The organism is Vibrio sp. A37 (genome assembly GCF_059777565.1).
In genome coordinates this window covers 281,511-300,592 of the sequence record NZ_JBLNLI010000004.1, presented here as the reverse complement: position 1 = coordinate 300,592, position 19,082 = coordinate 281,511, and the positions used below count along the sequence as shown (strand labels likewise).

Below are 19,082 nucleotides of genomic sequence, written 5' to 3'. Positions count from 1 at the left end.
CTGGCATATACTCTAACCATCTAAAGTAATTTTCTTGATCAACTCCGATTGAACCTGACTTGCATCGTCTATTTCTACTTGGCAAGTTCCTGCAGCTTTATGTCCTCCACCTCCGTACTTAAGCATCAATTTACCAATATTTGTTTTCGAGCTTCGATCAAAAATGGATTTCCCTGTAGCAAAAACGATTTTCTTTTTCTGAAAGCCCCATATCTTATGGATAGATATATTACATTGTGGAAAAAGAGCATAAATAATAAAACGATTACCAGCGTATATTGTTTCTTCACCAGTGAGATCCAGCAAAACCAAGTTATCGTAGACAGAAGCACACCTTTGAATCTGCTGTTTGAACATGTTTTCATGCTCTCTGTACAACTCAATGCGCTCTTTCACATCAGGCAAGGACAAGATTTCTTCAATAGTATGATTTTTGCAATAGTCTATTAAATCCATCATTAACTTGTAATTCGATATCTTGAATTCTTTAAAGCGCCCGAGTCCGGTTCTCGCATCCATGAGAAAGTTGAGCAGATTCCAACCTGTTGAGTCCAATACTTCATCACGGCTGAATTGCGCAGAGTCCCCCTTATCAACTGCCTCCATCATATCCTCCCAGTCCTGCGGAAATTTGGATTGACCACCATAATAGTTCCATACTACTCTGGCCGCTGACGGCGTATCTGGCTCAATAATATGATTTGGGTGCTGGCCCGGATTTCTTAATTTCTCAGATAGATGATGATCAAACACTAAGTGTGCATGAGGAACATACGGCAAGTTAGTCACTATATCCCTATTTGTTATTTCTACTATGCCATCCTGCATATCCTTAGGATGGACAAATTGGATTTCGTCGATCAAATCAATTTGTTTAAGAAGAACAGCGCAGACTAACCCATCAAAATCACTACGAGTCACTAAGCGATACTTGCTATCTGACATATAAAGTTCCTTTTTTCTGTACAGACACTCGTCTTGCTATACAGTTTTTGCTGTTAATTAGATAATGATAAAATTCACTTTTGTTTTAATTTTAGACACCATCGATCTTTTAACAAACTTAAGGCAATGTTTTTTAGAGCTTCTTATATAATTCGATACATGCATACGGATTAATTGCTACGGAGAGCCAATGAAAAAAGTCTATGTTTTTACAGGGTTAGCTATAAGTTTCCTCATCACTGGGTGTGAAAGCCAAAGTGGTCGGTATCACGTAGCTGATGAACTTGCAGTAACAGAGCCTGCAACAATTTACTGCGTTCAAGAAGGTGGGGCGCTTGAATTCGACACAGAGCACGGTGAACGCATGACTTACTGCGATTTCGGTGATAAGCGAGTCGAGCAATGGGCCTACTATAACCAACATCATTAATTTTATTGCTGGTGATTACCTAAGAAAGGTTTTTGCCAGCCCACTCTGCATATGCAACTAAAACCTCATTGACTTTACTGACATTTAGGGTATTTTGTCACCAAATTATTGCCTCGATCGAGTCCTGACATTATGTACCAGTACTCAAATCTCTATTCGTCATAGTAGCAAAATGAAGTCAAATATCAGAGTGAACTCAAATCATTCAAGTATTACCAACAGTAATGCTTCTAAAGCTCTAAGTAAAAACTCGTTGAGTGCCTACGCTCTAAGCATTGTAGGCATACTTCTAGTATTAAACTTGTGTCTTCACTTCGATAGTTCACACTCACACCTTTTACTAAAAGGTGCGTCATTTACTAGTTTTACTCAGAAAATCATGTTGCTTGCTTGTGCTTTTATTTTTTTCAACCTTCGCCGGTGGAGAAAAGACCTCAGAAATGCACTCGTTTTTATTTCTGCAATGTTTATGCTTATTTTTCTTTATAAGTCAAATTATTGGATTGAAACCATTTTTAACATCCCTTGGTACATACCCGGACTCAAGTTTTTTGCCGCTGCAGCCATTGTAGCTTGCCGAGGTGGAACAGGACTGTTGAAAGAACTGAACATTGTATTTTCTAGCCACAATGCCAAACTCATTCTTTGTACATCCTCCATACTGATAGTTGCGATAACTTTATTTCGCTTGCCAGAATTTTGGCATCTGGTTTTGGGCTCTCACTCTTCGATAGAACAGATAAAATCTATCAGCGAAGGGACACAACTTGCAGCATTTATTTTTATCGCCATTGAATCGATAAAAGTTCGTATACGCTTACAACGACAGCTGTAAGTCAAGCTAAGCGCTCTATACTGCTTACTATTTCACAAAAGCTATCCCAACCGTCTAAAATTTAATGTATTACACAGAGGTCATTTGACCTAGCATAAGGTGCGCTTAATGTTGTCGATATTTGATATCTATAAGATTGGTGTAGGCCCTTCGAGCTCACACACAAATGGTCCAATGCTGATTGGCTATAACTTTTTGCAACTTATTCACTCGAAACTAATAAAAATCAAACGAATTCAAATAGATTTGTATGGTTCGCTTTCTCTTACCGGAAAAGGCCACCATACAGACAAAGCTGTCATTCTTGGTTTACTTGGCAACAAACCGGATGCGATCAAGATGACAAGTGCAAAAGCAGCGCTGGAAAAAGTTCTTACAGACGAAAAGTTAGAACTCAACCAAAGTCACGCCATTCCTTTTCATTATTCGTCAGACATGATATTCCATACTGATAGCCTTCCATTGCACGAAAATGGCATGTCTATATCAGCATTTGATTCTGAGGGGCGTAAAATTGAATCGGAAATCTATTACTCCACCGGGGGCGGTTTTATTGCCACAGAAGCTGAGTTAACGTCTCCGAGCAATCTTTCCGAAGTGACGGTCAAGTATCCTTTCAGCTCTGCAGAAGAAATGCTAGAACAAGCAGAAAGTCATGGACTCAGTTTAGGCGGAATGATTCTACAAAATGAACTTTCTTTTACCTCCTCGAATGATATTGAAGCCCAGTCAGATAAAATCTGGAAAGTCATGTCCTTGTGCATGAAAAGAGGATTCGAAACTGAAGGTATTCTAGAGGGTGGACTCAGCGTTGTCCGCAGAGCCCCAAACTTACTAAAAAAACTAGAATCAAATTCATCTGCGAATAATGATCCAATGGAAATCTTGGATTGGGTTAACTTGTTCGCTTTTGCCATCAGTGAAGAAAACGCCGCTGGAGGCCAAGTTGTTACTTCTCCCACCAATGGTGCGGCAGGCGTTATCCCTGCTGTGCTGATGTACTACAACAAGTTTATACAGCCGCTCGATACCAAGCAGTTAAAAGACTTTCTCGCGGTTTCTGGTGCTATTGGTATTCTCTACAAAACTAATGCCTCCATAAGCGGTGCAGAAGTGGGTTGCCAAGGCGAAATTGGTGTTTCCTCATCAATGGCTGCCGCTGGGTTAGCGTCTCTATGTGGTGGAAGCAACGAACAAATTTGCATCGCTGCAGAAATTGCCATGGAACACTCTTTAGGAATGACATGTGATCCTATTGGAGGGTTAGTGCAGGTCCCTTGTATTGAGCGAAATGCTATGGGAGCAATGAAGGCAATCAATGCATGTAGAATGGCATTAAAAAGAAACAGCAAATGTTTAATTTCTTTAGACAAAGTTATCGAAACCATGTATCAAACTGGTAAGGATATGAACAAAAAATATCGTGAAACATCATTAGGTGGCCTTGCTACAATCCATATTGGCCCCCCTTGTGAATAAATAACTTTACCTATTAGCGAGTTTTTTTCGAACCTGACACTGTTGAACGATCTCCACCTTTCTTTTCGGTGGAGATGAGGACCAGTTAAGAATCTCATCCAGCGTTCGATAGCAACCCAGACATACATCTTTTTCATTTAAACAACACTGTCTTACACATGGAGACTCTACTGTAATATCAGTTCTCTGCCTTAGCTTTGATTCCACGTTACGCCCTCAGTAATGGGTTACCCCTAAATTATAGCCTTTCGAGGCTCACAAAAATGAATATTGAAATTGATAGGCTTATCTAGTTAAAAACTTTTTGTACTCTATACCTATTCGACATTAATTACTGTATATATAGGTTGACCCGAGTCTTAGCGAAATGGCCGTATCGGCACTTTATTTAAAGCTCATGTTAAATTAGGCCAAGTCCGCCTTTCAACTGCACCGTGAGTATTCATAGCATATGAAATTGCACTATCCCCATTTTGATAAAAAATATAGACACCACGAACACAAACGATTTCACAGTTTTCATGTAGAACTCAAACTATTCGCAGGTGAAAAACTCAAGATTTGGAATGCTCGCCGCCATAGGAAAGGGTTTAATTTAATTGGTAATGAACACCATGAAACGGCTAACCCGCTGGTACTGCTAAACCTACCTATTGCACTGTTATTTATACTCGGCGCAGCCCACTTTATTTTTGCTAGCCTACTACAACTAGAGTGGATTTCCTTTCAAACCCACTTCGATATCAATACTATTTTCTTCTACGGCTCGATATTTTTCACATTAGCCGCTTATACTCAATACTTACAAGCCATCAATGGCACAGAAAGTATTGACACCCCACCAAGTTGGACCGATTGGAAATGGTTCGCTATTCAACCGCATAGAATTGGATTTTGGTCTACTTTTACTCAGTTTATAGGCACATTACTGTTCAACCTATCGACTTTCTCTGCGATATTTCCTGTATCAGCCCATACTGCTTGGCTATTCATCTGGAGTCCAGATTTCATTGGCTCTATATTGTTCTTAGTTTCAGGCTACTTAGCGGTCATTGAAAGTGACACGCACGTACACTACTGGCCCAAATTAACGTTATCTTCAGTCATTACCGTCTTCAATTTATGGGGATGTCTATTTTTTATGGTGTCTGCTTTTATGGCAGTACCATCTATTGTTTCAATACATTTATTACTAGAAGGATCATTAGCAACCACTGCCTTTGGGGGAATTTGCTTCATGATGTCTTCTTTTTTCTTGGCAATAGAAAAATAGCGACGAGCTAGGATTTTGTTAATTTTGACACTCGAATCAGACACTTAAGGCAACTAATTGAAAATCCACACAAGCGTTTTACGATTCATTGTTAAGCAAGATAAGATTATGCTGTCTTTTTTAATACTAGCTCTGATAAGTAGCTGCTGGGTTAGTCCTAGGCTTGATAGTATAAATTGGCCAGTCATTGTTACACTATTCGCTCTCATAACGACCATAAACTATTGGCAATACTTTGGGTTGTTAGAGCGTGCAATCGTGACACTTACAAACCGCTTTTCTACCACAAGAGCCTTGCAAACGTCCTTTGTATGCTTGTCTTTTTTCTCGTCAATGCTGATAACCAACGACGTCGCAATAATCGTCTTGCTAGCACTGTTTCTTCCACTTTCTAAACGAGTGGCTATTAATCCAATTCCAACCACAATTCTCATTATAATTTCAGCAAACTTAGGAAGCTCTCTCACTCCTTTAGGTAATCCGCAGAACATGTTTCTGTATTTCTTTTCTAAGTTAACTTTATTGCAATTTCTCTCAATCACAGCACCTGTTGTAATAGCTAGTGGTATCATCTTGCTAGCGTTATGCCGCAACCTGCCAAATAAGCCCATTGATGTAACGCTATCGCCTAATCACAGGCTTTCAGTAGCTGGCAGCGCTACTTTCTTCTTGGTATTTCTATCGATCTTATTCGGGCTGTTCCATTTAATATCCATTTACTTAGTCTTAGCCGTCACACTCCTTTCCTCATTACTGTGTGGCTACAAGCAACTAAAAGAGCAAAACTATAGTTTACTTTTCACTTTTATTTTCGCTTTTATTTTCATTGGAAACGTTGCTCAATGGCCACAATTAACAAGCACCTTAACAAAAGCGATCTATGAGCCTACGAGTTTATTCTTATCGTCAATTATAATTAGCCAAATGATTAGCAATGTGCCAACCGCAATACTACTTGGACACTTCACCCAGAGCTGGCATCCACTAATAGTTGGGGTGAATATAGGAGGCTTGGGAACGTTAATTGCTTCTATGGCGAGCCTAATTGGCTATAAAGCCTTATGCGCACACTATCCAAATCTTGCGCGTAACTTTCTATACAAATTCACTGTATATAATATCGCAATAGCGATTATTTTAACTATTCCATATTTCATTTACTATTTTTATTCTTATTAGATATTTGATATATATTGTCCATTTAAAAACTCTATTAACATACTGTATTCTCTTCTTACCAAGAAAACCTAACAGTTAAACAACACGAATGAATATAAAATCATTTATTACACTTTGGCTTCTTCTCGTAACACCGGCGGTATTTGCACAAGGAGTTGATTCAACTCTATTTAACAACATTAATACTAGGCTTGGTTATATGAAAGATGTCGCTCTCTACAAAGCTCAAAACCACCTTCAAATAGAAGATACAGCGCGGGAAGCCATCGTATTGGAGAAAGCCCAAGCTCAAGCTGAACGAATTGGCTTGAATCCTAGAACGGTCAAAGCATTTTTTGTAGCACAGATTAGCGCTGCAAAAGCCATTCAATATAGGTATAGGGCTGACTGGTTGTCTCATCCACATCAGCTAAAAGCCAAACCACTTAATTTAAAAACACAAGTTAGGCCAGCATTAATAACATTGGGCAATGCCATTTTGGTTGAGATGAAAGCCCACATAGAAAAATATGGACCGTTCAAACCTTCTGAGCGTGACAGATTTATTCGCCACATTAAGGTAGCAAACTTAACTGAAGCAGATAAAAACAAGCTTTATGACGGTTTAATGAGAGTTCGGCTAGCAAAAAGCTGATTCACCGAACATTTGTTCTAAACTAAGCAAAAGACTTACACTTTCGTGTAAGTCTTTTAAAGTTGGATGTTGTAATAGTTATAAAAGAAAAAACCAATTAATAATATTTGACAACTTTTCCCTGCCCTCATTCGTTAGAGACCAAGCAAATAGTGCTATGTTTCCAACTAACATGGACCAAAATATTGGTGTGTAGCTAGCAGAGTTCGGCTTATACCTTAAGAAAGACTGAGCTAATATTGCCCCTGGCCAACCTCCTACAAAACTAAACAAGTGGAATATCACTTCTGGTACTTGCCAGTCCTCTCGAGAGGAAATCGATTTATCTACAGCATACAAAAGGTATGTGAACCCGCTGATTAACAGCAAATAATCAATGACAATAACGGGATAACTAAACATATAAACGCTGCCAAGAACCATAGTAGCAAACCAAATGACAACAGCGATTGAAAAATTAAATACGATGGGTCGTTTAATATCTATGGCTCGGAGGTTTCCGTTGGGGTCTTTCGTCAAGCTAAAAATGACATTTTCACTCACTTGAGGTCTTAGACTATGTCCTGCAAAGTCTGATATATGAAATAAAATTTTTATCGGCTGGTCATTAACAGAAATATAACCATAACCTTTATGTTCATTCCATTCAGTTACCGTCCCTGTAATAGACATTGTCGCCCCTCATCCAAATAAACTAGCCACTTCCAAGACATGTGCACCCAAGAGCAGTGCACTCGTATTTTAAAAGTGTAAGCAAGTATTTAGACTAAGGCTATGTGGAGATCACAATATAAAACATCGATAAGGTAAATGTGTTATAAACCACTGATTTACATATTTTAATTAACTAAAAATTAAGCGAGTAAAATCTTGTTTATCTCACTTAGAGAGTTTATCGAATAACTAGGTTTGATTTCTTCATTGTCAGCTGTATTTCGAGTATTTAACCAACAAGTATCTACTCCATAGTTATTTCCACCTAAAATATCTGATTGTAAGCTATCTCCTACCATCAATACTCGGTCTTTTTTCGGCTGGCCCATTTTTTCCATTGCATAGTCAAATATCCCGACATCTGGTTTAGCAATCCCTACTTGTTCCGATATCACTACATGCTCAAAACAATGAGTTAAACCCATTTTTTCGAGGCGAATTGCCTGCAACTCTACAAAGCCATTGGTGATGATAACCAATTTCACTCGCCCAAATAGCGTCTTAATCAGCTCTTTTGCGCCAGGTAACATAGTACAAACATCAGCCATTGCTAACATAAACGCGCTATTCAGCTCCAAAGTTGAGGTTTCTAGCTTATCCGCCCAATATTGAAATCTCGTTTGCTTTATCTCATGAGCTGTAATCAAGCCTTTTTGATATTGATCCCATAAAGGTTTATTAACCTGCTGATAATACCTGTAATCATCTTCTGTGAAGTCAACGCCCCTTCGCTGGAGCATCAACTGCATTCCTTTAAACGCGTCAAAATGGAATAACGTTTCGTCTGCATCAAACAAAATCCAATCGTACTTCATCACGGCCCTTTATAGTTGGTATCTTTTCTTCGGTCGCTTGTCATTCATGACTGCTGACAAGCGAAGCTTACCTTAGTTCTGCTGGCCTTTGAGTTCAGCAAAACTTGGAGGTGAAGGATGGTAACCGTCTCACCTCAAAATGTCATACCTATTCATTATCTAAGCTATGGATATAGCTCTCAATCACCTTAATTACACCTTTTTCAGCGTTGCTAGGGGCAATTTTACGTGCAAATTGTTTGACGCCAGGATGCGCATTTTCCATGGCATATGAATGATAGCTAGATTTGAGCATCTCAACATCATTAAAATAATCGCCAAAGCTCATGGTTTGTTGGTAACTAAAGCCTAAGGTATTTTGCAAATACTCTATTGCATCACCCTTAGAAGCCGATGCATTCATCACATCAACCCAAATATTGGAACTGACAACCACTTGATAATCTAGACCAAAAGCTTTGTGAATAGGTGGATAGATGTACTCTTCAGATCCACCGAAGTGCAGTATTGCAACCTTTACAAACTCATCCTCTACAGCAAGTACGTCTTCAACCATTTTACATTCATGGTAATACTTTCTGATTTCTTTCATCGCATCCTGACAAGGTGTATCTATGTATGCAGACTTCTTACCACATAAAACGACGTGCGAATTGTCTATCAATTTCGCTGACTGAATAATATCTCGTATCGAATTCTTAGGGATTGTAGAACTGTATACTTCATTTCCTTTATGGACAACGTAAGTGCCATTTTCAGCGATAAACAACATCTCGTCCGCTATGGGGGCGAACAGGCTTTTTAAACTAAAGTATTGACGGCCAGACGCAGCGGCAAAAATAATGCCTTGCTCCGTTAGTTTCTTGTATAGCTCAAAGAAAGCTGGGTCTAACTCCCCTCTCTCGTCGAGAAGTGTACCATCCATGTCAGCGGCAATAAATTTGACTCTGTCTTGATTCATAAGTAGTTAAGCTATATGGTCTTTAAATTATTTGAAGCACGCAGTATATACCTAAATGCTTATAACGTGCGAACTTTGATAATATAAACACTAAAATATGCAAAACTTATGGCATCACCTATGACACTTAACCTATTAATTGTAGCCAAACTTGAATTAGAACATTATCCAACACACCCGCTTAACTATAAATATATAAACCACCATTCTTTATAAATTGTAGAATAAAATTTCTTGCATATATAATCCATTTTATACCAACATCTATCAGCAGTATTAATTCATAAAAAATACGATTAGTAAATAATTCAAAACTGGAATCAACGTTAATAATTAATTAACACTTATTAAGTTGACCAAAATAAAACTAAAAGATAAGGTAGTAGCACATGAAACCGACAAACTTTATATAAAATTTATATCAATGGCTATTATAAAAATGAAAAGAATTATAAGAAAAATACTATTACTATCTGTATCTGCATACTCCTTCTCTACATTTGCTTCAGGATACAACGGGCCTATTTCTCATGGTTTTAACCAAGAAAACTACTATACGAAGTCGGTTACATTAGATGGCCATATTGATTCAAGAAATGGAAAAAGTAACTATTATACGTTTACGACTAAAAATACTTCTGAGAAGTATATTTTAAAAATTACCAATAATGTTTGGAATGGCTTAGCGATCTCAGATAAAAATAATGTGGAAATACATGGATTTTTAGAAGTATCTAGAGCATTCGACTATATCAATGTTGATAGTTTAAAAATCATAAAATAAACAAAAATCGTTAACAACAGGTTGCGTTAAAGTTAATATATTTTACAACCTCTTGCTTATTTTTTATCAACCAAGCCTGATGTAAAACCCTATATCGTATATTTTTTGTACATACTAAATGCAATACTGATAGCAACTACAACAATTAATTCCATTATTGAGTGTTAGTATGATGCTTCTTTAAGTAGTAGGTCACATTTTTTATATGTGAAAACCGTTTAATATCAAGATATTGAAATTTTTAAATCTTAACTTCGCTAATCATTTTATAGAGGATACACTTAATGAAAAAAGTAGCAGTTATATTAAGCGGTTCAGGTGTTTTTGACGGCTCTGAAATCCACGAATCCGTACTCGCACTGCATGCCATAGAAAAACAAGGAGCCACTTGGCATTGCTACGCACCAAATAAAAACCAATCTAATGTAGTAAACCACCTTACTGGCGACGTGATGGAAGATCAGTCTAGAAATATCTTGGTTGAGTCCGCGAGGATCGCTAGAGGTAATGTACTTGACTTGGAAGAGCTAAATGTCGAAGACTACGATGCTCTGTTAGTTCCTGGAGGCTTCGGCGCCGCTAAAAACTTTACCGACTTTGCTAATTCAGGTAGTGATTGCAGTATCGATCCTCTCATCGCTTCTGTATGTCGTTCCTTCGCCGTCGCTAAAAAGCCAGCTGGATACGTGTGTATTGCACCTGTTATTATTCCTATGGTCTACGACAAAGGAGTTAAGGGTACATTAGGCACACATCCTGAGATGATTCAAGCATTTACCGACCTAGGTGGCGAGCACGTTGAATGCTCGGTCGGAGAAGTTGCATTCGATCAAGAACATAAAGTACTTTCAACGCCTTCCTACATGCTTGCAGAAAACATTACCCAAGCAGCCTTAGGAATTGAAAAGCTTGTTCAAACTCTTGTTGAAGTTGCTTAAAAAACTGTAATTGCACTACCCATCCGCCCGAGCAACGTTCGCTCGGGCAAACACTTTTTTACAAAGATAATTCAATTGCATATCACAACTCTATTCTATAAGTTTCTCGCAATACACCAACTATCCTAAACTTTTTCTGCTATCGCCAAAACTAACAGTTGGAGGTTTTATGAAAAAATGGCTTGCATGGATAGTGATATGTTTTTCAGCACAAGTTTTTGCAGGAGACGACGTTGTATACACAATCAACGGAGAAGATTATGAAGGTTACTGGTCAAAAGTCGATGACAAGGCCCCTCTTGTTCTGCTTGTACATGACTGGGATGGTCTAACAGACTATGAAAAAACGCGCGTAGAAATGCTCAACCAAAAAGGCTACAACGTATTTGCTGCAGATTTATTTGGCAAAGGCGTTCGCCCAACCAAGGTAGAAGACAAGCGCCAACACACAGGTGAACTATATAAAGACAGAGAAAAGCTAAGAGCCCTTATGCAAGGTAGCCTCGATCAAGCAGGTGCACTTGGTGGTAACCTGAATAACGTCGTAGTGATGGGGTATTGTTTTGGGGGCGCTGCGGTGTTGGAGTCTGCCCGCGCAGGTATGGATGCGAAAGGGTTTGTAACGTTTCACGGTGGTTTAAAGACGCCTGATGGACAGTCTTATAGCAATACCAAAGCCCCGATTCTTGTCTTACATGGCACAGCAGATACTGCCATCCCTATGGAGCAATTCGCCGCATTAGCAGCCGAATTAGAACAAGCTAAAGTTCCTCATGAAATGATTACCTACAGCGGTGCACCACATGCCTTCACTGTATTTGGTTCGAACCGTTATCGTGAAGATGCAGATAGAAAATCTTGGTTCGCTTTCAACGAGTTCTTAGTTGAAACAACACGCTAACACTATTCTAAGTAAGAGTGTGAACTAAGTGAATAAGCTTACTCAAACCGCTCAAGACATCCTGTGCGCTTAAACATGGGCATCCAGGCCCATGTATGTTTGTTCCAGCTCATTTCACTTCGCAGACTAACGATTTTCCCAGATTGGTATAAATCACCTGACGCACATTAAAAAAATAAAGCCTCTAGCGAAACGACGCTAGAGGCTTTTGAATTTCTATAAGGTAAATCGCTTACTAAGGTGCAGCGTCAACTTCTACTGGCAAGTAGTGCTTAGGCTCCAACTTAAACCACTCTGGCAATACAGTACCAATAGAGATAGAAGACCAAGTACCGGATAAAATGCCGATAAACATAGCCGTGGAGAAACCTTGCAGTGCCTGACCCCCCATAATCCATAGTGCAGCAACAGTGAGTAGTGTTGTACCAGATGTCACCATTGTACGTGAGAAAGTCGCAATAACCGCATCATCATTGATCGTCTCAATCTTATCGCGTTGCCTCGCAACAAGAAGCTCACGAATACGGTCCGATACAATGATTGAGTCGTTGAGTGAGTAACCCAGTATTGCTAACACGGCAGCAAATGTTGTTAGGTCAAATTGCATTTGTGTAATAGCGAAGAAACCTAGAACAAGAATGACATCGTGCAATAACGCTAGCAGTGAGCCTGTTGCCAAGCGCCATTCAAAACGGAAACACAAGTAGCCAAGTATACATAGCAACGATGTAATAAGAGCCAAACCACCTTGGTTTACCATACTCTTACCAACTTGTGAGCCCACCATACTAGTACTCACTATTTTCACATTGTTAGATACTTTAGATAAAGTTTGCATCATTGAAGGCTCTTTGCTTCCCTTCTTAGGGATAGCATAACGAATTAACCAACGGCCTTCTTGCCCTGCATGAGTCACACTAGCAGACTCACCATAGACAGGCTTGATAACCTTCAATAATTCAACGTTAGTTAGGCTTTGATCAACAGAAACTTCTGTCAGCATACCGCCAGTAAAATCTAAGCCCCAGTTTAACCCTCTGATAGCAAACGCCGCCAGAGAGATAACGATTAAAGTCACCGACACAACACCTGTGATGTAACGGACTTTACGAATGTTTTTCTTAAAGAATTTAGACATAACTTAAACCTTCAGACCTCGACGACCGTCACGACCCCAAACCAAGTTGATAATTGCACGTGAAGCAAATACCCCAGTAAACATACTCGTCAGTAGACCTAGGCCTAGAGTCATTGCAAAGCCAGCAATTGGGCCATTACCAATTGAGTACAAAATAACAGCGGTAATCATTGTTGTTACGTTCGCATCAAGAATTGTGCTGAATGCTGTACTGAAACCTTGATCGATCGCTTGTGCAAGTGAGCGCCCTTCTCGGAGCTTGTCCCGTATCCTTTCAAATATCAGTACGTTGGTATCCACCGCCATACCGACCGTCAGTACCAGACCAGCAATACCAGGTAATGTCAAAACTGCTCCCGGTAACAAAGCTATAAGACCAATCAGCGAAACCATGTTGATAAGTAGTGCAACATCTGCAACCCAACCTAAGCGGCGGTACCACAACGCCATAAAGGTTAGCGTTAAGCCCATACCTAGTGCCAATGCAGCAAAACCATTGTGAATGTTTTCTGCACCTAGCGACGCACCAATAGTTTGCTCTGCCACAATAGTTACAGGAGCGGTTAGAGAGCCTGCACGTAGCAATAGAGCAAGCTGCTGAGCTTGTTGCAAGCTACCTGCTCCAGTAATACGGAATTGGCTGCCTAACTTCGATTGAATAGTCGCAACACTAATTACGCGTTCTTTACGTTCAGTCTGCCCTTTGGCATTGCTTTGATATTCACGATAAACCGTTGCCATTGGTTTGCCGATATGAGTACCAGAGAATTGGCTCATTAGCTTACCACCAGCGTGGTCAAGCGAGATATCAACTTCAGCCATACCCATTTTATCTGTACTAGCACGCGCATTGATAATGTGTTCACCAGTCAGTACTGGACGACGGTTAAGAACGACATTTTGACCTTGGTTATCCTTAAGCACGATGTCATCAGCAGTAATAGGCTGCGTAGACGGGATAACTTCATGGAATGCTAAGCTTGCTGTTGCACCGATGATTTTTTTCGCTTTGGTCGGGTCTTGTACCCCAGGCAGATCAATCAGTATCTTGTTAGCGCCTTGTCTTTGAACCAACGCTTCGGTAATGCCAAGCTGTTCAATACGATCACGCATAATCTTTAAGTTTTGCGTTACCGTTGCATTTTGGAACTCTTCACGGTTTGCTTTTGTTGGTTCAACAGTCAGTTTGTCTGAGTAATGTTTTACAGACCAACCTGAATAATTGCTTTGAACGTAGTTCTGAACTTTATCTAGCGCAGAGGCACTGTTACTTGTTACATCAAAACCGACAGTCGTATCGTTCTTAAACCTAACACCATAAACGCTAGCTTTGCTTAACATATCTCTGATGTCGTCGACCATAGTGTCTCTCTGTTCAGAGAACGCTTTGTCTACATCTACGTTTAACAAGAACTGTACACCGCCGCGCAAGTCTAGACCGAGCTTAATAGGCGCAAAACCTAAGTCAGTGAGCCATTGTGGAGCAACAGAAACGAAAGAATACGTAATGGTATCTTTCTTATTCACTAGTGGGTTAAGCGCTTGGCGAGCTAACGTTTGATCATTTTCGTTATTAAAAATAATCGTCGTTTTCTCACCTTTCTGAGTGATCTTGTCGACATTAATATTCTTTTGCTTTAGGTAACCCGCTAACTTAGCGACCGAATTAATCTGTTCATTCGGGTGAGCCATTGTAAGCTGAATTGAAGGCTGGTCCCCATAATACGTTGGGATTGCACTGAGGCCCAGAATGACCACTACAACTATCAAAAACACATATTTCCATTTGGAATAGTGATTTATAATACGTTTATTGTTCTTCATATACGTCCTATTTCCTCAAACACAAAGTTTGAGTATTCGTAGTATGTTTTAATGTAAGAAAGTAACAGCAAGATAATTGCAGCAACCACTGCATCTCGCCAAATAGCTGACATCAGCACAAATCGCACTCAACCTGCGATTACCTAGAGCACGGCAAAGCGTAAAGCACAAAAAAGCACTGACAAAGAAAATTAGGAGTTTTGACTATTTAGCGCCACATAATGGGCGTTAGTATCCTTCCATCCGGATATTCGGTGGCTAGAAGTGTACTCTGCACTCGTTTTTGTCGTCGAAACCTGAAGAGTATTCTGCGTCGGCTGATTATTTTGAGTGTTGAGCTTATTGCTGTTCGGGTGAACAGGGTGAGTAGTATCAGACTCAGTTCTTGAGGAATTCCAGCGACTCGTACCAAGATTCTCAAATGTTGAAGACTTATCTTGAGTTGCAGAAGGCGTCGTCGCAGGTGAACATTGAGTTGTCTCGTTTTTACTGCACTCTCCAAATGCTTCATCCAGATTCACTTGGGAGGTAGTTTGAAGGGTTAAACGAGAAGAAGAACTATTTGCATCATTTTGTAGCAGGGTCGCCATCGCCTGCGAAGGCAAAATTGTCGCAAGGATTGAGATAACAAAATATCTTAAGAAGCGAATCGGCATTTACAAAACAATAGCTGCATAAAATCTAGCGTGAATACTATGGCATTCGACCGTCAATCTGCAACTAAAATTTTCTAAAAGCTCTATTACTAAGATTAATCGGTCGAAAATCAATAGATTTTTGAGCACGTTTCAATCACTCAAACGTATCTCCAGTCTCTACATCAAGATAAATCTTATTTATCAGCTCTATTCCCCCACAATAGACGAAATATACCTTCCGATTCTTATACTTTACCGATTTAACCCAGCCTCTTAACTCTTGAAAGTCACTTGGCCGACACTTATCTTGCTTTAGTAACGTATCGGTAGCTTTAAGAAAAGCGTCTTCATGCAATTTAAAGTCATCTGACTTGCCCACAAAAGAAACCAGAGTATCTCGACGCTCTTCTTCAGAAACAACTGGCGGTGACGTCACAAGACCCGCCATCGGTAACCAGTCAGCTTCTTCTTTGCCGCCTTCGGAATAAACGTAATAGCGGGAGATTCTCCCCCAATCGCCTTTTCGCTCTAGAATCGTCACCTTTTCGCCTCTATACATACGGTCATTGATGAAAGCGTCGTAACTTGCTCCATCTCGAACACCTAGCTCTTCTGTACCGACAAAATATTCTGTGATCGGTGCTGGAGGTGGGGCTTTCTTTTCTACTTTTTCTGGCTCTGGCTCTGGCTCTTTCACTTTTTTAGGCTTTTGCACCTTTTTTGCGTCTTGTTCTGGCTTTAAAACGAAAATGTAATACCCCCCACCAGCACACGCGAGCCCCAGAACAAGCAGTAACACCATCAAAAGTTTCTTCATGAAATGCTTCTCCAAAATATCGAGAGGTAAGCCTGATATTTTTCCCTATACTTACAGTTATCACATTAACAGCGTGCGTTGGATCACCTTATGACTTGGCGACACTTCACTCTTACTATAGCGGCCATTGTCGCATTAGCTTTACCCTCATGGGTAAAGGGTGAACATTGCCAAGAAAATAGCTGGAATCAAGCATTAGAGAAACAGCAACAGCTTGATGAGTGGTATAATAAACACGCTTCATCATTCAATCAGATGCTTTATTTGCACAGACAAAAAAATTTTCTCCATCAAGAGTTTTCCTTAGACGAATTAGAACAATTTTGGCTACCCCACAATGGCAGCTTAAAGCTGAAAGTTAACCAACAAATATACAATGCCAATATGGTTGTGTCTCAACTGGCTGCAGAAGAAAAACATTTGCGTTCAAATCTACCCGGGGTTCAGAATATGCAGCAACAATGGGAAGAAATTTCTACTCACTGCGATGAAGCGAAATTGGTGAGAAATGCAATCACTAGTACACATTATGCGCTTAGCAATTATAAACTAGAAAAAGATCTCAATGTATTGATAAACAAAGTGGGTTACTTACGATCTCTTTACGAACAAGAAGCAAAGCTCCTTCAAGAGCTCCTAACAAATCAATAAATAACCCGACCAAATATTCTTAGACACAAACTCTAGTGATGCAGCTGTTGGTCAACGGCAACAGCGAGTTCAACTGTGGCTCCGACCATAGGATTGTTACCCATGCCAACAAATCCCATCATAGCAACATGCGCTGGCACCGAAGAGCTACCTGCAAATTGCGCATCTGCATGCATTCTTCCCATTGTGTCTGTCATTCCGTAAGAAGCTGGCCCTGCTCCTACATTATCAGGATGAAGCGTACGCCCTGTACCACCTCCAGAAGCAACGGAGAAGTAATTTTTCCCTTGAGCATTTCTCTCGTTTTTGTAAATCCCAGCAACTGGGTGTTGGAATCGAGCTGGATTGGTTGAATTCCCTGTAATGCTTACGTCAACACCTTCACTATGCATAATAGCGACACCCTCTCTAACATCATCCGCGCCGTAACATAAAATGTCACCTCTTAGTTTTTTGGAAAATCGGTGTCGGTTTAGTTCAATTAATTCATCGGTATCATAGTCATAACTGGTTCTTACGTAGGTAAAACCGTTGAGTCGTGCAATTAAATAAGCAGCATCTTTACCCAAACCATTCAGAATAACTCTGAGCTCAGTTTCCCGAGACTTGTTCGCATTTAAAGCAATACGAATAGCACCCTCCGCAGCTGCAAAAGACTCGTGACCAGCAAGAAACGCAAAACAGTGCGTATCTTCACTTAACAACCTCGCAGCCAAAGCGCCATGACCCAAGCCGACTTGTCGTTGAAACGCGACACTGCCTGGTTTACAAAATGCTTGTAGCCCTTCACCAATCGCCATGGCCGCTGTACCAGCATTCTCACAACCACGATGTAATGCGATTGCAGCCCCTAGTGTGTATGCATTACATGCGTCATCAAATGCAATTGGCTGAGTTTCCAACACGACTTTTTTAGCATCAACACCAAATGTCATACAGTATTTATGCGCCTCTTCTATTGACGACATGTTCATATCATTGAGTAGCAAGCAAACTTGACTATTGTCTTGAAATTGAGTTTCCATTTTGCTAGCTCCTTATTAGCAGTTTCTTGGGTTTATAGTGGTGATGGCTTCTTCATATCTACCATACGTCCCAGTGGATTTATTGATAGCAGCGTCTGGCGTCATACCATCTTCAATATGAGAAAGCATCTGACCAATGTTTAAATATTGATAGCCAATGATTTCACTGTTTTCGTCTAGAGCGAGCTTAGTCACATATCCTTCTGCTAACTCCATATACCTTGGTCCCTTTGCCAATGTTGAGTAGCTGGTACCTACTTGACTTCTTTTGCTGTTTCCCAAATCTTCTAAAGCAGAACCTATGTCCAATCCTTGCTCAGAAAATGCTGTCTGTGTTCTTCCATAAACAAACTGGAGAAATATTTCTCTCATTGCCACGTTGATAGCATCGCAGGCGAGATCGGTATTCAGAGCTTCAAGAATCGTTTTCCCAGTTAATATTTCACTCGCCATCGCGGCTGAATGCGTCATACCTGAGCAACCAATAGTTTCGATAAGAACCTCTTCTACAACACCTTGCTTTACATTCAGAGTGAGCTTAGCTGCACCTTGCTGGGGAGCGCAGGCTCCCACGCCATAGCTCAACCCAGAGATTGCTATCACGTCTTTTGGACGTAACATTTGACCTTCTATTGGAATCGGAGCGGAATGGTGTAAATCGCCCTTTTGAATTGAGCACATGGATTTAATTTCGGAAGAGTATTGCATAGTGTTTCCCTAAGTTATGGAAAACAGGTGAATTTAGATAGCGCCCCACAAAAACAGACTGCCAGCACCAACACCAGTTCTCATTTCTGTAGGAGTCAATAGGGCCTGTTAACCTTTTGAGATTATTTTTGCAGCACATTGTCGTGCTTTATGCTAGGCAGCACTTGTGCCGTGTAGCTATCTCCACAAACAAGGGCTAACACAGCAGAAAGCACGACAATGTGTTGCCCAAAGGGTTCAATTCCAAGCTTTTTACTCTTTGTTTCAGGCCACTTACTTAGAATGTGCTAAGTTTCATAGCCTGTGCCGCGATTAAAAAGCTTGGAATTCGAACAAAAATCGACCTCAAAAGGTCAACAGGCCCTTACCAAACTGGCGGTTCACTCGGTGGAA

Annotated in this window: 21 protein-coding genes; 10 read left to right on the top strand and 11 right to left on the bottom strand. The window is 40.2% G+C overall.

Annotated features, from left to right (window positions below; genetic code table 11):
- Positions 1-12: 12 nt before the first annotated feature.
- A complete protein-coding gene (locus ACM2FC_RS09605; protein WP_498480691.1) occupies positions 13-945 on the bottom strand; it encodes an exopolyphosphatase in 933 nt (310 codons plus the stop codon).
- Between the two features lie 190 nt (positions 946-1,135).
- On the opposite strand from ACM2FC_RS09605, the gene ACM2FC_RS09600 reads away from it, so the two are divergent.
- From ACM2FC_RS09600 to ACM2FC_RS09590, 3 genes are all read left to right on the top strand, one after another.
- Positions 1,136-1,375 carry a putative hemolysin gene (locus ACM2FC_RS09600; RefSeq protein ID WP_498480690.1) on the top strand — a complete coding sequence of 80 codons (240 nt, stop codon included), beginning with the start codon at positions 1,136-1,138 and terminating at the stop codon, positions 1,373-1,375.
- Positions 1,376-1,547: 172 nt separating this feature from the next.
- Positions 1,548-2,210, top strand: coding sequence for a hypothetical protein (locus ACM2FC_RS09595; protein WP_498480689.1), 663 nt, complete (start codon positions 1,548-1,550; stop codon positions 2,208-2,210).
- Between the two features lie 108 nt (positions 2,211-2,318).
- Entirely contained in the window at positions 2,319-3,689 is a 1,371-nt protein-coding gene (locus ACM2FC_RS09590) for an L-serine ammonia-lyase (RefSeq protein ID WP_498480688.1), read from the top strand.
- Between the two features lie 6 nt (positions 3,690-3,695).
- Here ACM2FC_RS09590 and ACM2FC_RS09585 read toward each other — a convergent pair whose 3' ends face one another.
- Positions 3,696-3,896 (bottom strand): DUF1289 domain-containing protein, encoded by a 201-nt coding sequence (locus ACM2FC_RS09585; RefSeq protein ID WP_498480687.1) that lies wholly within the window; start codon positions 3,894-3,896, stop codon positions 3,696-3,698.
- 244 nt (positions 3,897-4,140) lie between these two features.
- Between ACM2FC_RS09585 and ACM2FC_RS09580 the strand changes: the two genes are divergently transcribed.
- From ACM2FC_RS09580 to ACM2FC_RS09570, 3 genes are all read left to right on the top strand, one after another.
- Positions 4,141-4,962 (top strand): hypothetical protein, encoded by an 822-nt coding sequence (locus ACM2FC_RS09580; protein ID WP_498480686.1) that lies wholly within the window; start codon positions 4,141-4,143, stop codon positions 4,960-4,962.
- 108 nt (positions 4,963-5,070) lie between these two features.
- Positions 5,071-6,141: an SLC13 family permease gene (locus tag ACM2FC_RS09575; RefSeq protein ID WP_498480685.1), complete on the top strand. Its 1,071-nt coding sequence runs from the start codon at positions 5,071-5,073 to the stop codon at positions 6,139-6,141.
- A gap of 88 nt (positions 6,142-6,229) precedes the next feature.
- Positions 6,230-6,775, top strand: coding sequence for a chorismate mutase (locus ACM2FC_RS09570; RefSeq protein WP_498480684.1), 546 nt, complete (start codon positions 6,230-6,232; stop codon positions 6,773-6,775).
- A gap of 78 nt (positions 6,776-6,853) precedes the next feature.
- On the opposite strand, the gene ACM2FC_RS09565 is transcribed toward ACM2FC_RS09570, so the two are convergent.
- The 3 genes from ACM2FC_RS09565 to ACM2FC_RS09555 form a co-directional block, all read right to left on the bottom strand.
- Entirely contained in the window at positions 6,854-7,447 is a 594-nt protein-coding gene (locus ACM2FC_RS09565) for a DUF1294 domain-containing protein (RefSeq protein WP_498480683.1), read from the bottom strand.
- A gap of 182 nt (positions 7,448-7,629) precedes the next feature.
- Positions 7,630-8,304, bottom strand: a complete 675-nt coding sequence (yjjG, locus tag ACM2FC_RS09560) for a pyrimidine 5'-nucleotidase (protein ID WP_498480682.1) — start codon at positions 8,302-8,304, stop codon at positions 7,630-7,632.
- A gap of 148 nt (positions 8,305-8,452) precedes the next feature.
- A complete protein-coding gene (locus ACM2FC_RS09555) occupies positions 8,453-9,265 on the bottom strand; it encodes a Cof-type HAD-IIB family hydrolase (RefSeq protein ID WP_498480681.1) in 813 nt (270 codons plus the stop codon).
- Between the two features lie 352 nt (positions 9,266-9,617).
- On the opposite strand from ACM2FC_RS09555, the gene ACM2FC_RS09550 reads away from it, so the two are divergent.
- From ACM2FC_RS09550 to ACM2FC_RS09540, 3 genes are all read left to right on the top strand, one after another.
- Positions 9,618-10,049 (top strand): hypothetical protein, encoded by a 432-nt coding sequence (locus ACM2FC_RS09550; protein ID WP_498480680.1) that lies wholly within the window; start codon positions 9,618-9,620, stop codon positions 10,047-10,049.
- A 284-nt stretch (positions 10,050-10,333) separates the two neighbouring features.
- Positions 10,334-10,987 carry an isoprenoid biosynthesis glyoxalase ElbB gene (gene elbB / locus ACM2FC_RS09545; protein ID WP_498480679.1) on the top strand — a complete coding sequence of 218 codons (654 nt, stop codon included), beginning with the start codon at positions 10,334-10,336 and terminating at the stop codon, positions 10,985-10,987.
- Between the two features lie 169 nt (positions 10,988-11,156).
- Positions 11,157-11,888 (top strand): dienelactone hydrolase family protein, encoded by a 732-nt coding sequence (locus tag ACM2FC_RS09540; RefSeq protein ID WP_498480678.1) that lies wholly within the window; start codon positions 11,157-11,159, stop codon positions 11,886-11,888.
- Positions 11,889-12,123: 235 nt separating this feature from the next.
- Here ACM2FC_RS09540 and secF read toward each other — a convergent pair whose 3' ends face one another.
- From secF to ACM2FC_RS09520, 4 genes are all read right to left on the bottom strand, one after another.
- The gene (secF, locus tag ACM2FC_RS09535) at positions 12,124-13,026 is read right to left on the bottom strand and encodes a protein translocase subunit SecF (RefSeq protein WP_498480677.1); all 903 of its coding nucleotides are present in this window, start codon (positions 13,024-13,026) and stop codon (positions 12,124-12,126) included.
- 3 nt (positions 13,027-13,029) lie between these two features.
- Positions 13,030-14,850 (bottom strand): protein translocase subunit SecD, encoded by a 1,821-nt coding sequence (gene secD, locus ACM2FC_RS09530; protein ID WP_498480676.1) that lies wholly within the window; start codon positions 14,848-14,850, stop codon positions 13,030-13,032.
- 191 nt (positions 14,851-15,041) lie between these two features.
- On the bottom strand, positions 15,042-15,506 hold the full coding sequence (locus ACM2FC_RS09525; RefSeq protein WP_498480675.1) for a hypothetical protein: 465 nt from the start codon (positions 15,504-15,506) through the stop codon (positions 15,042-15,044).
- A 136-nt stretch (positions 15,507-15,642) separates the two neighbouring features.
- Positions 15,643-16,305 carry an SH3 domain-containing protein gene (locus ACM2FC_RS09520; RefSeq protein ID WP_498480674.1) on the bottom strand — a complete coding sequence of 221 codons (663 nt, stop codon included), beginning with the start codon at positions 16,303-16,305 and terminating at the stop codon, positions 15,643-15,645.
- Positions 16,306-16,395: 90 nt separating this feature from the next.
- Between ACM2FC_RS09520 and ACM2FC_RS09515 the strand changes: the two genes are divergently transcribed.
- On the top strand, positions 16,396-16,956 hold the full coding sequence (locus ACM2FC_RS09515) for a hypothetical protein (RefSeq protein WP_498480673.1): 561 nt from the start codon (positions 16,396-16,398) through the stop codon (positions 16,954-16,956).
- Between the two features lie 32 nt (positions 16,957-16,988).
- Here the strand turns inward: ACM2FC_RS09515 and ACM2FC_RS09510 are convergent, their stop codons facing one another.
- Together ACM2FC_RS09510 and ACM2FC_RS09505 are read right to left on the bottom strand one after the other, a co-directional pair.
- Positions 16,989-17,981, bottom strand: coding sequence for a GGGtGRT protein (locus ACM2FC_RS09510; protein WP_498480672.1), 993 nt, complete (start codon positions 17,979-17,981; stop codon positions 16,989-16,991).
- 15 nt (positions 17,982-17,996) lie between these two features.
- Entirely contained in the window at positions 17,997-18,689 is a 693-nt protein-coding gene (locus ACM2FC_RS09505) for an iron-sulfur cluster assembly scaffold protein (protein WP_498480671.1), read from the bottom strand.
- Positions 18,690-19,082 lie beyond the last annotated feature (393 nt).

Bases quoted from the DNA above. Each gene is read 5' to 3' on its own strand.
- secF (WP_498480677.1), bottom strand. From the start codon at position 13,026: ATGTCTAAATTCTTTAAGAAAAACATTCGTAAAGTCCGTTACATCACA.
- ACM2FC_RS09505 (WP_498480671.1), bottom strand. From the start codon at position 18,689: ATGCAATACTCTTCCGAAATTAAATCCATGTGCTCAATTCAAAAGGGC.
- ACM2FC_RS09520 (WP_498480674.1), bottom strand. From the start codon at position 16,305: ATGAAGAAACTTTTGATGGTGTTACTGCTTGTTCTGGGGCTCGCGTGT.
- ACM2FC_RS09540 (WP_498480678.1), top strand. From the start codon at position 11,157: ATGAAAAAATGGCTTGCATGGATAGTGATATGTTTTTCAGCACAAGTT.
- ACM2FC_RS09555 (WP_498480681.1), bottom strand. From the start codon at position 9,265: ATGAATCAAGACAGAGTCAAATTTATTGCCGCTGACATGGATGGTACA.
- ACM2FC_RS09525 (WP_498480675.1), bottom strand. From the start codon at position 15,506: ATGCCGATTCGCTTCTTAAGATATTTTGTTATCTCAATCCTTGCGACA.
- ACM2FC_RS09575 (WP_498480685.1), top strand. From the start codon at position 5,071: ATGCTGTCTTTTTTAATACTAGCTCTGATAAGTAGCTGCTGGGTTAGT.
- ACM2FC_RS09600 (WP_498480690.1), top strand. From the start codon at position 1,136: ATGAAAAAAGTCTATGTTTTTACAGGGTTAGCTATAAGTTTCCTCATC.
- ACM2FC_RS09565 (WP_498480683.1), bottom strand. From the start codon at position 7,447: ATGTCTATTACAGGGACGGTAACTGAATGGAATGAACATAAAGGTTAT.
- yjjG (WP_498480682.1), bottom strand. From the start codon at position 8,304: ATGAAGTACGATTGGATTTTGTTTGATGCAGACGAAACGTTATTCCAT.
- ACM2FC_RS09590 (WP_498480688.1), top strand. From the start codon at position 2,319: ATGTTGTCGATATTTGATATCTATAAGATTGGTGTAGGCCCTTCGAGC.
- ACM2FC_RS09570 (WP_498480684.1), top strand. From the start codon at position 6,230: ATGAATATAAAATCATTTATTACACTTTGGCTTCTTCTCGTAACACCG.
- ACM2FC_RS09580 (WP_498480686.1), top strand. From the start codon at position 4,141: ATGAAATTGCACTATCCCCATTTTGATAAAAAATATAGACACCACGAA.
- secD (WP_498480676.1), bottom strand. From the start codon at position 14,850: ATGAAGAACAATAAACGTATTATAAATCACTATTCCAAATGGAAATAT.
- ACM2FC_RS09515 (WP_498480673.1), top strand. From the start codon at position 16,396: ATGACTTGGCGACACTTCACTCTTACTATAGCGGCCATTGTCGCATTA.
- ACM2FC_RS09510 (WP_498480672.1), bottom strand. From the start codon at position 17,981: ATGGAAACTCAATTTCAAGACAATAGTCAAGTTTGCTTGCTACTCAAT.
- elbB (WP_498480679.1), top strand. From the start codon at position 10,334: ATGAAAAAAGTAGCAGTTATATTAAGCGGTTCAGGTGTTTTTGACGGC.
- ACM2FC_RS09595 (WP_498480689.1), top strand. From the start codon at position 1,548: ATGAAGTCAAATATCAGAGTGAACTCAAATCATTCAAGTATTACCAAC.
- ACM2FC_RS09605 (WP_498480691.1), bottom strand. From the start codon at position 945: ATGTCAGATAGCAAGTATCGCTTAGTGACTCGTAGTGATTTTGATGGG.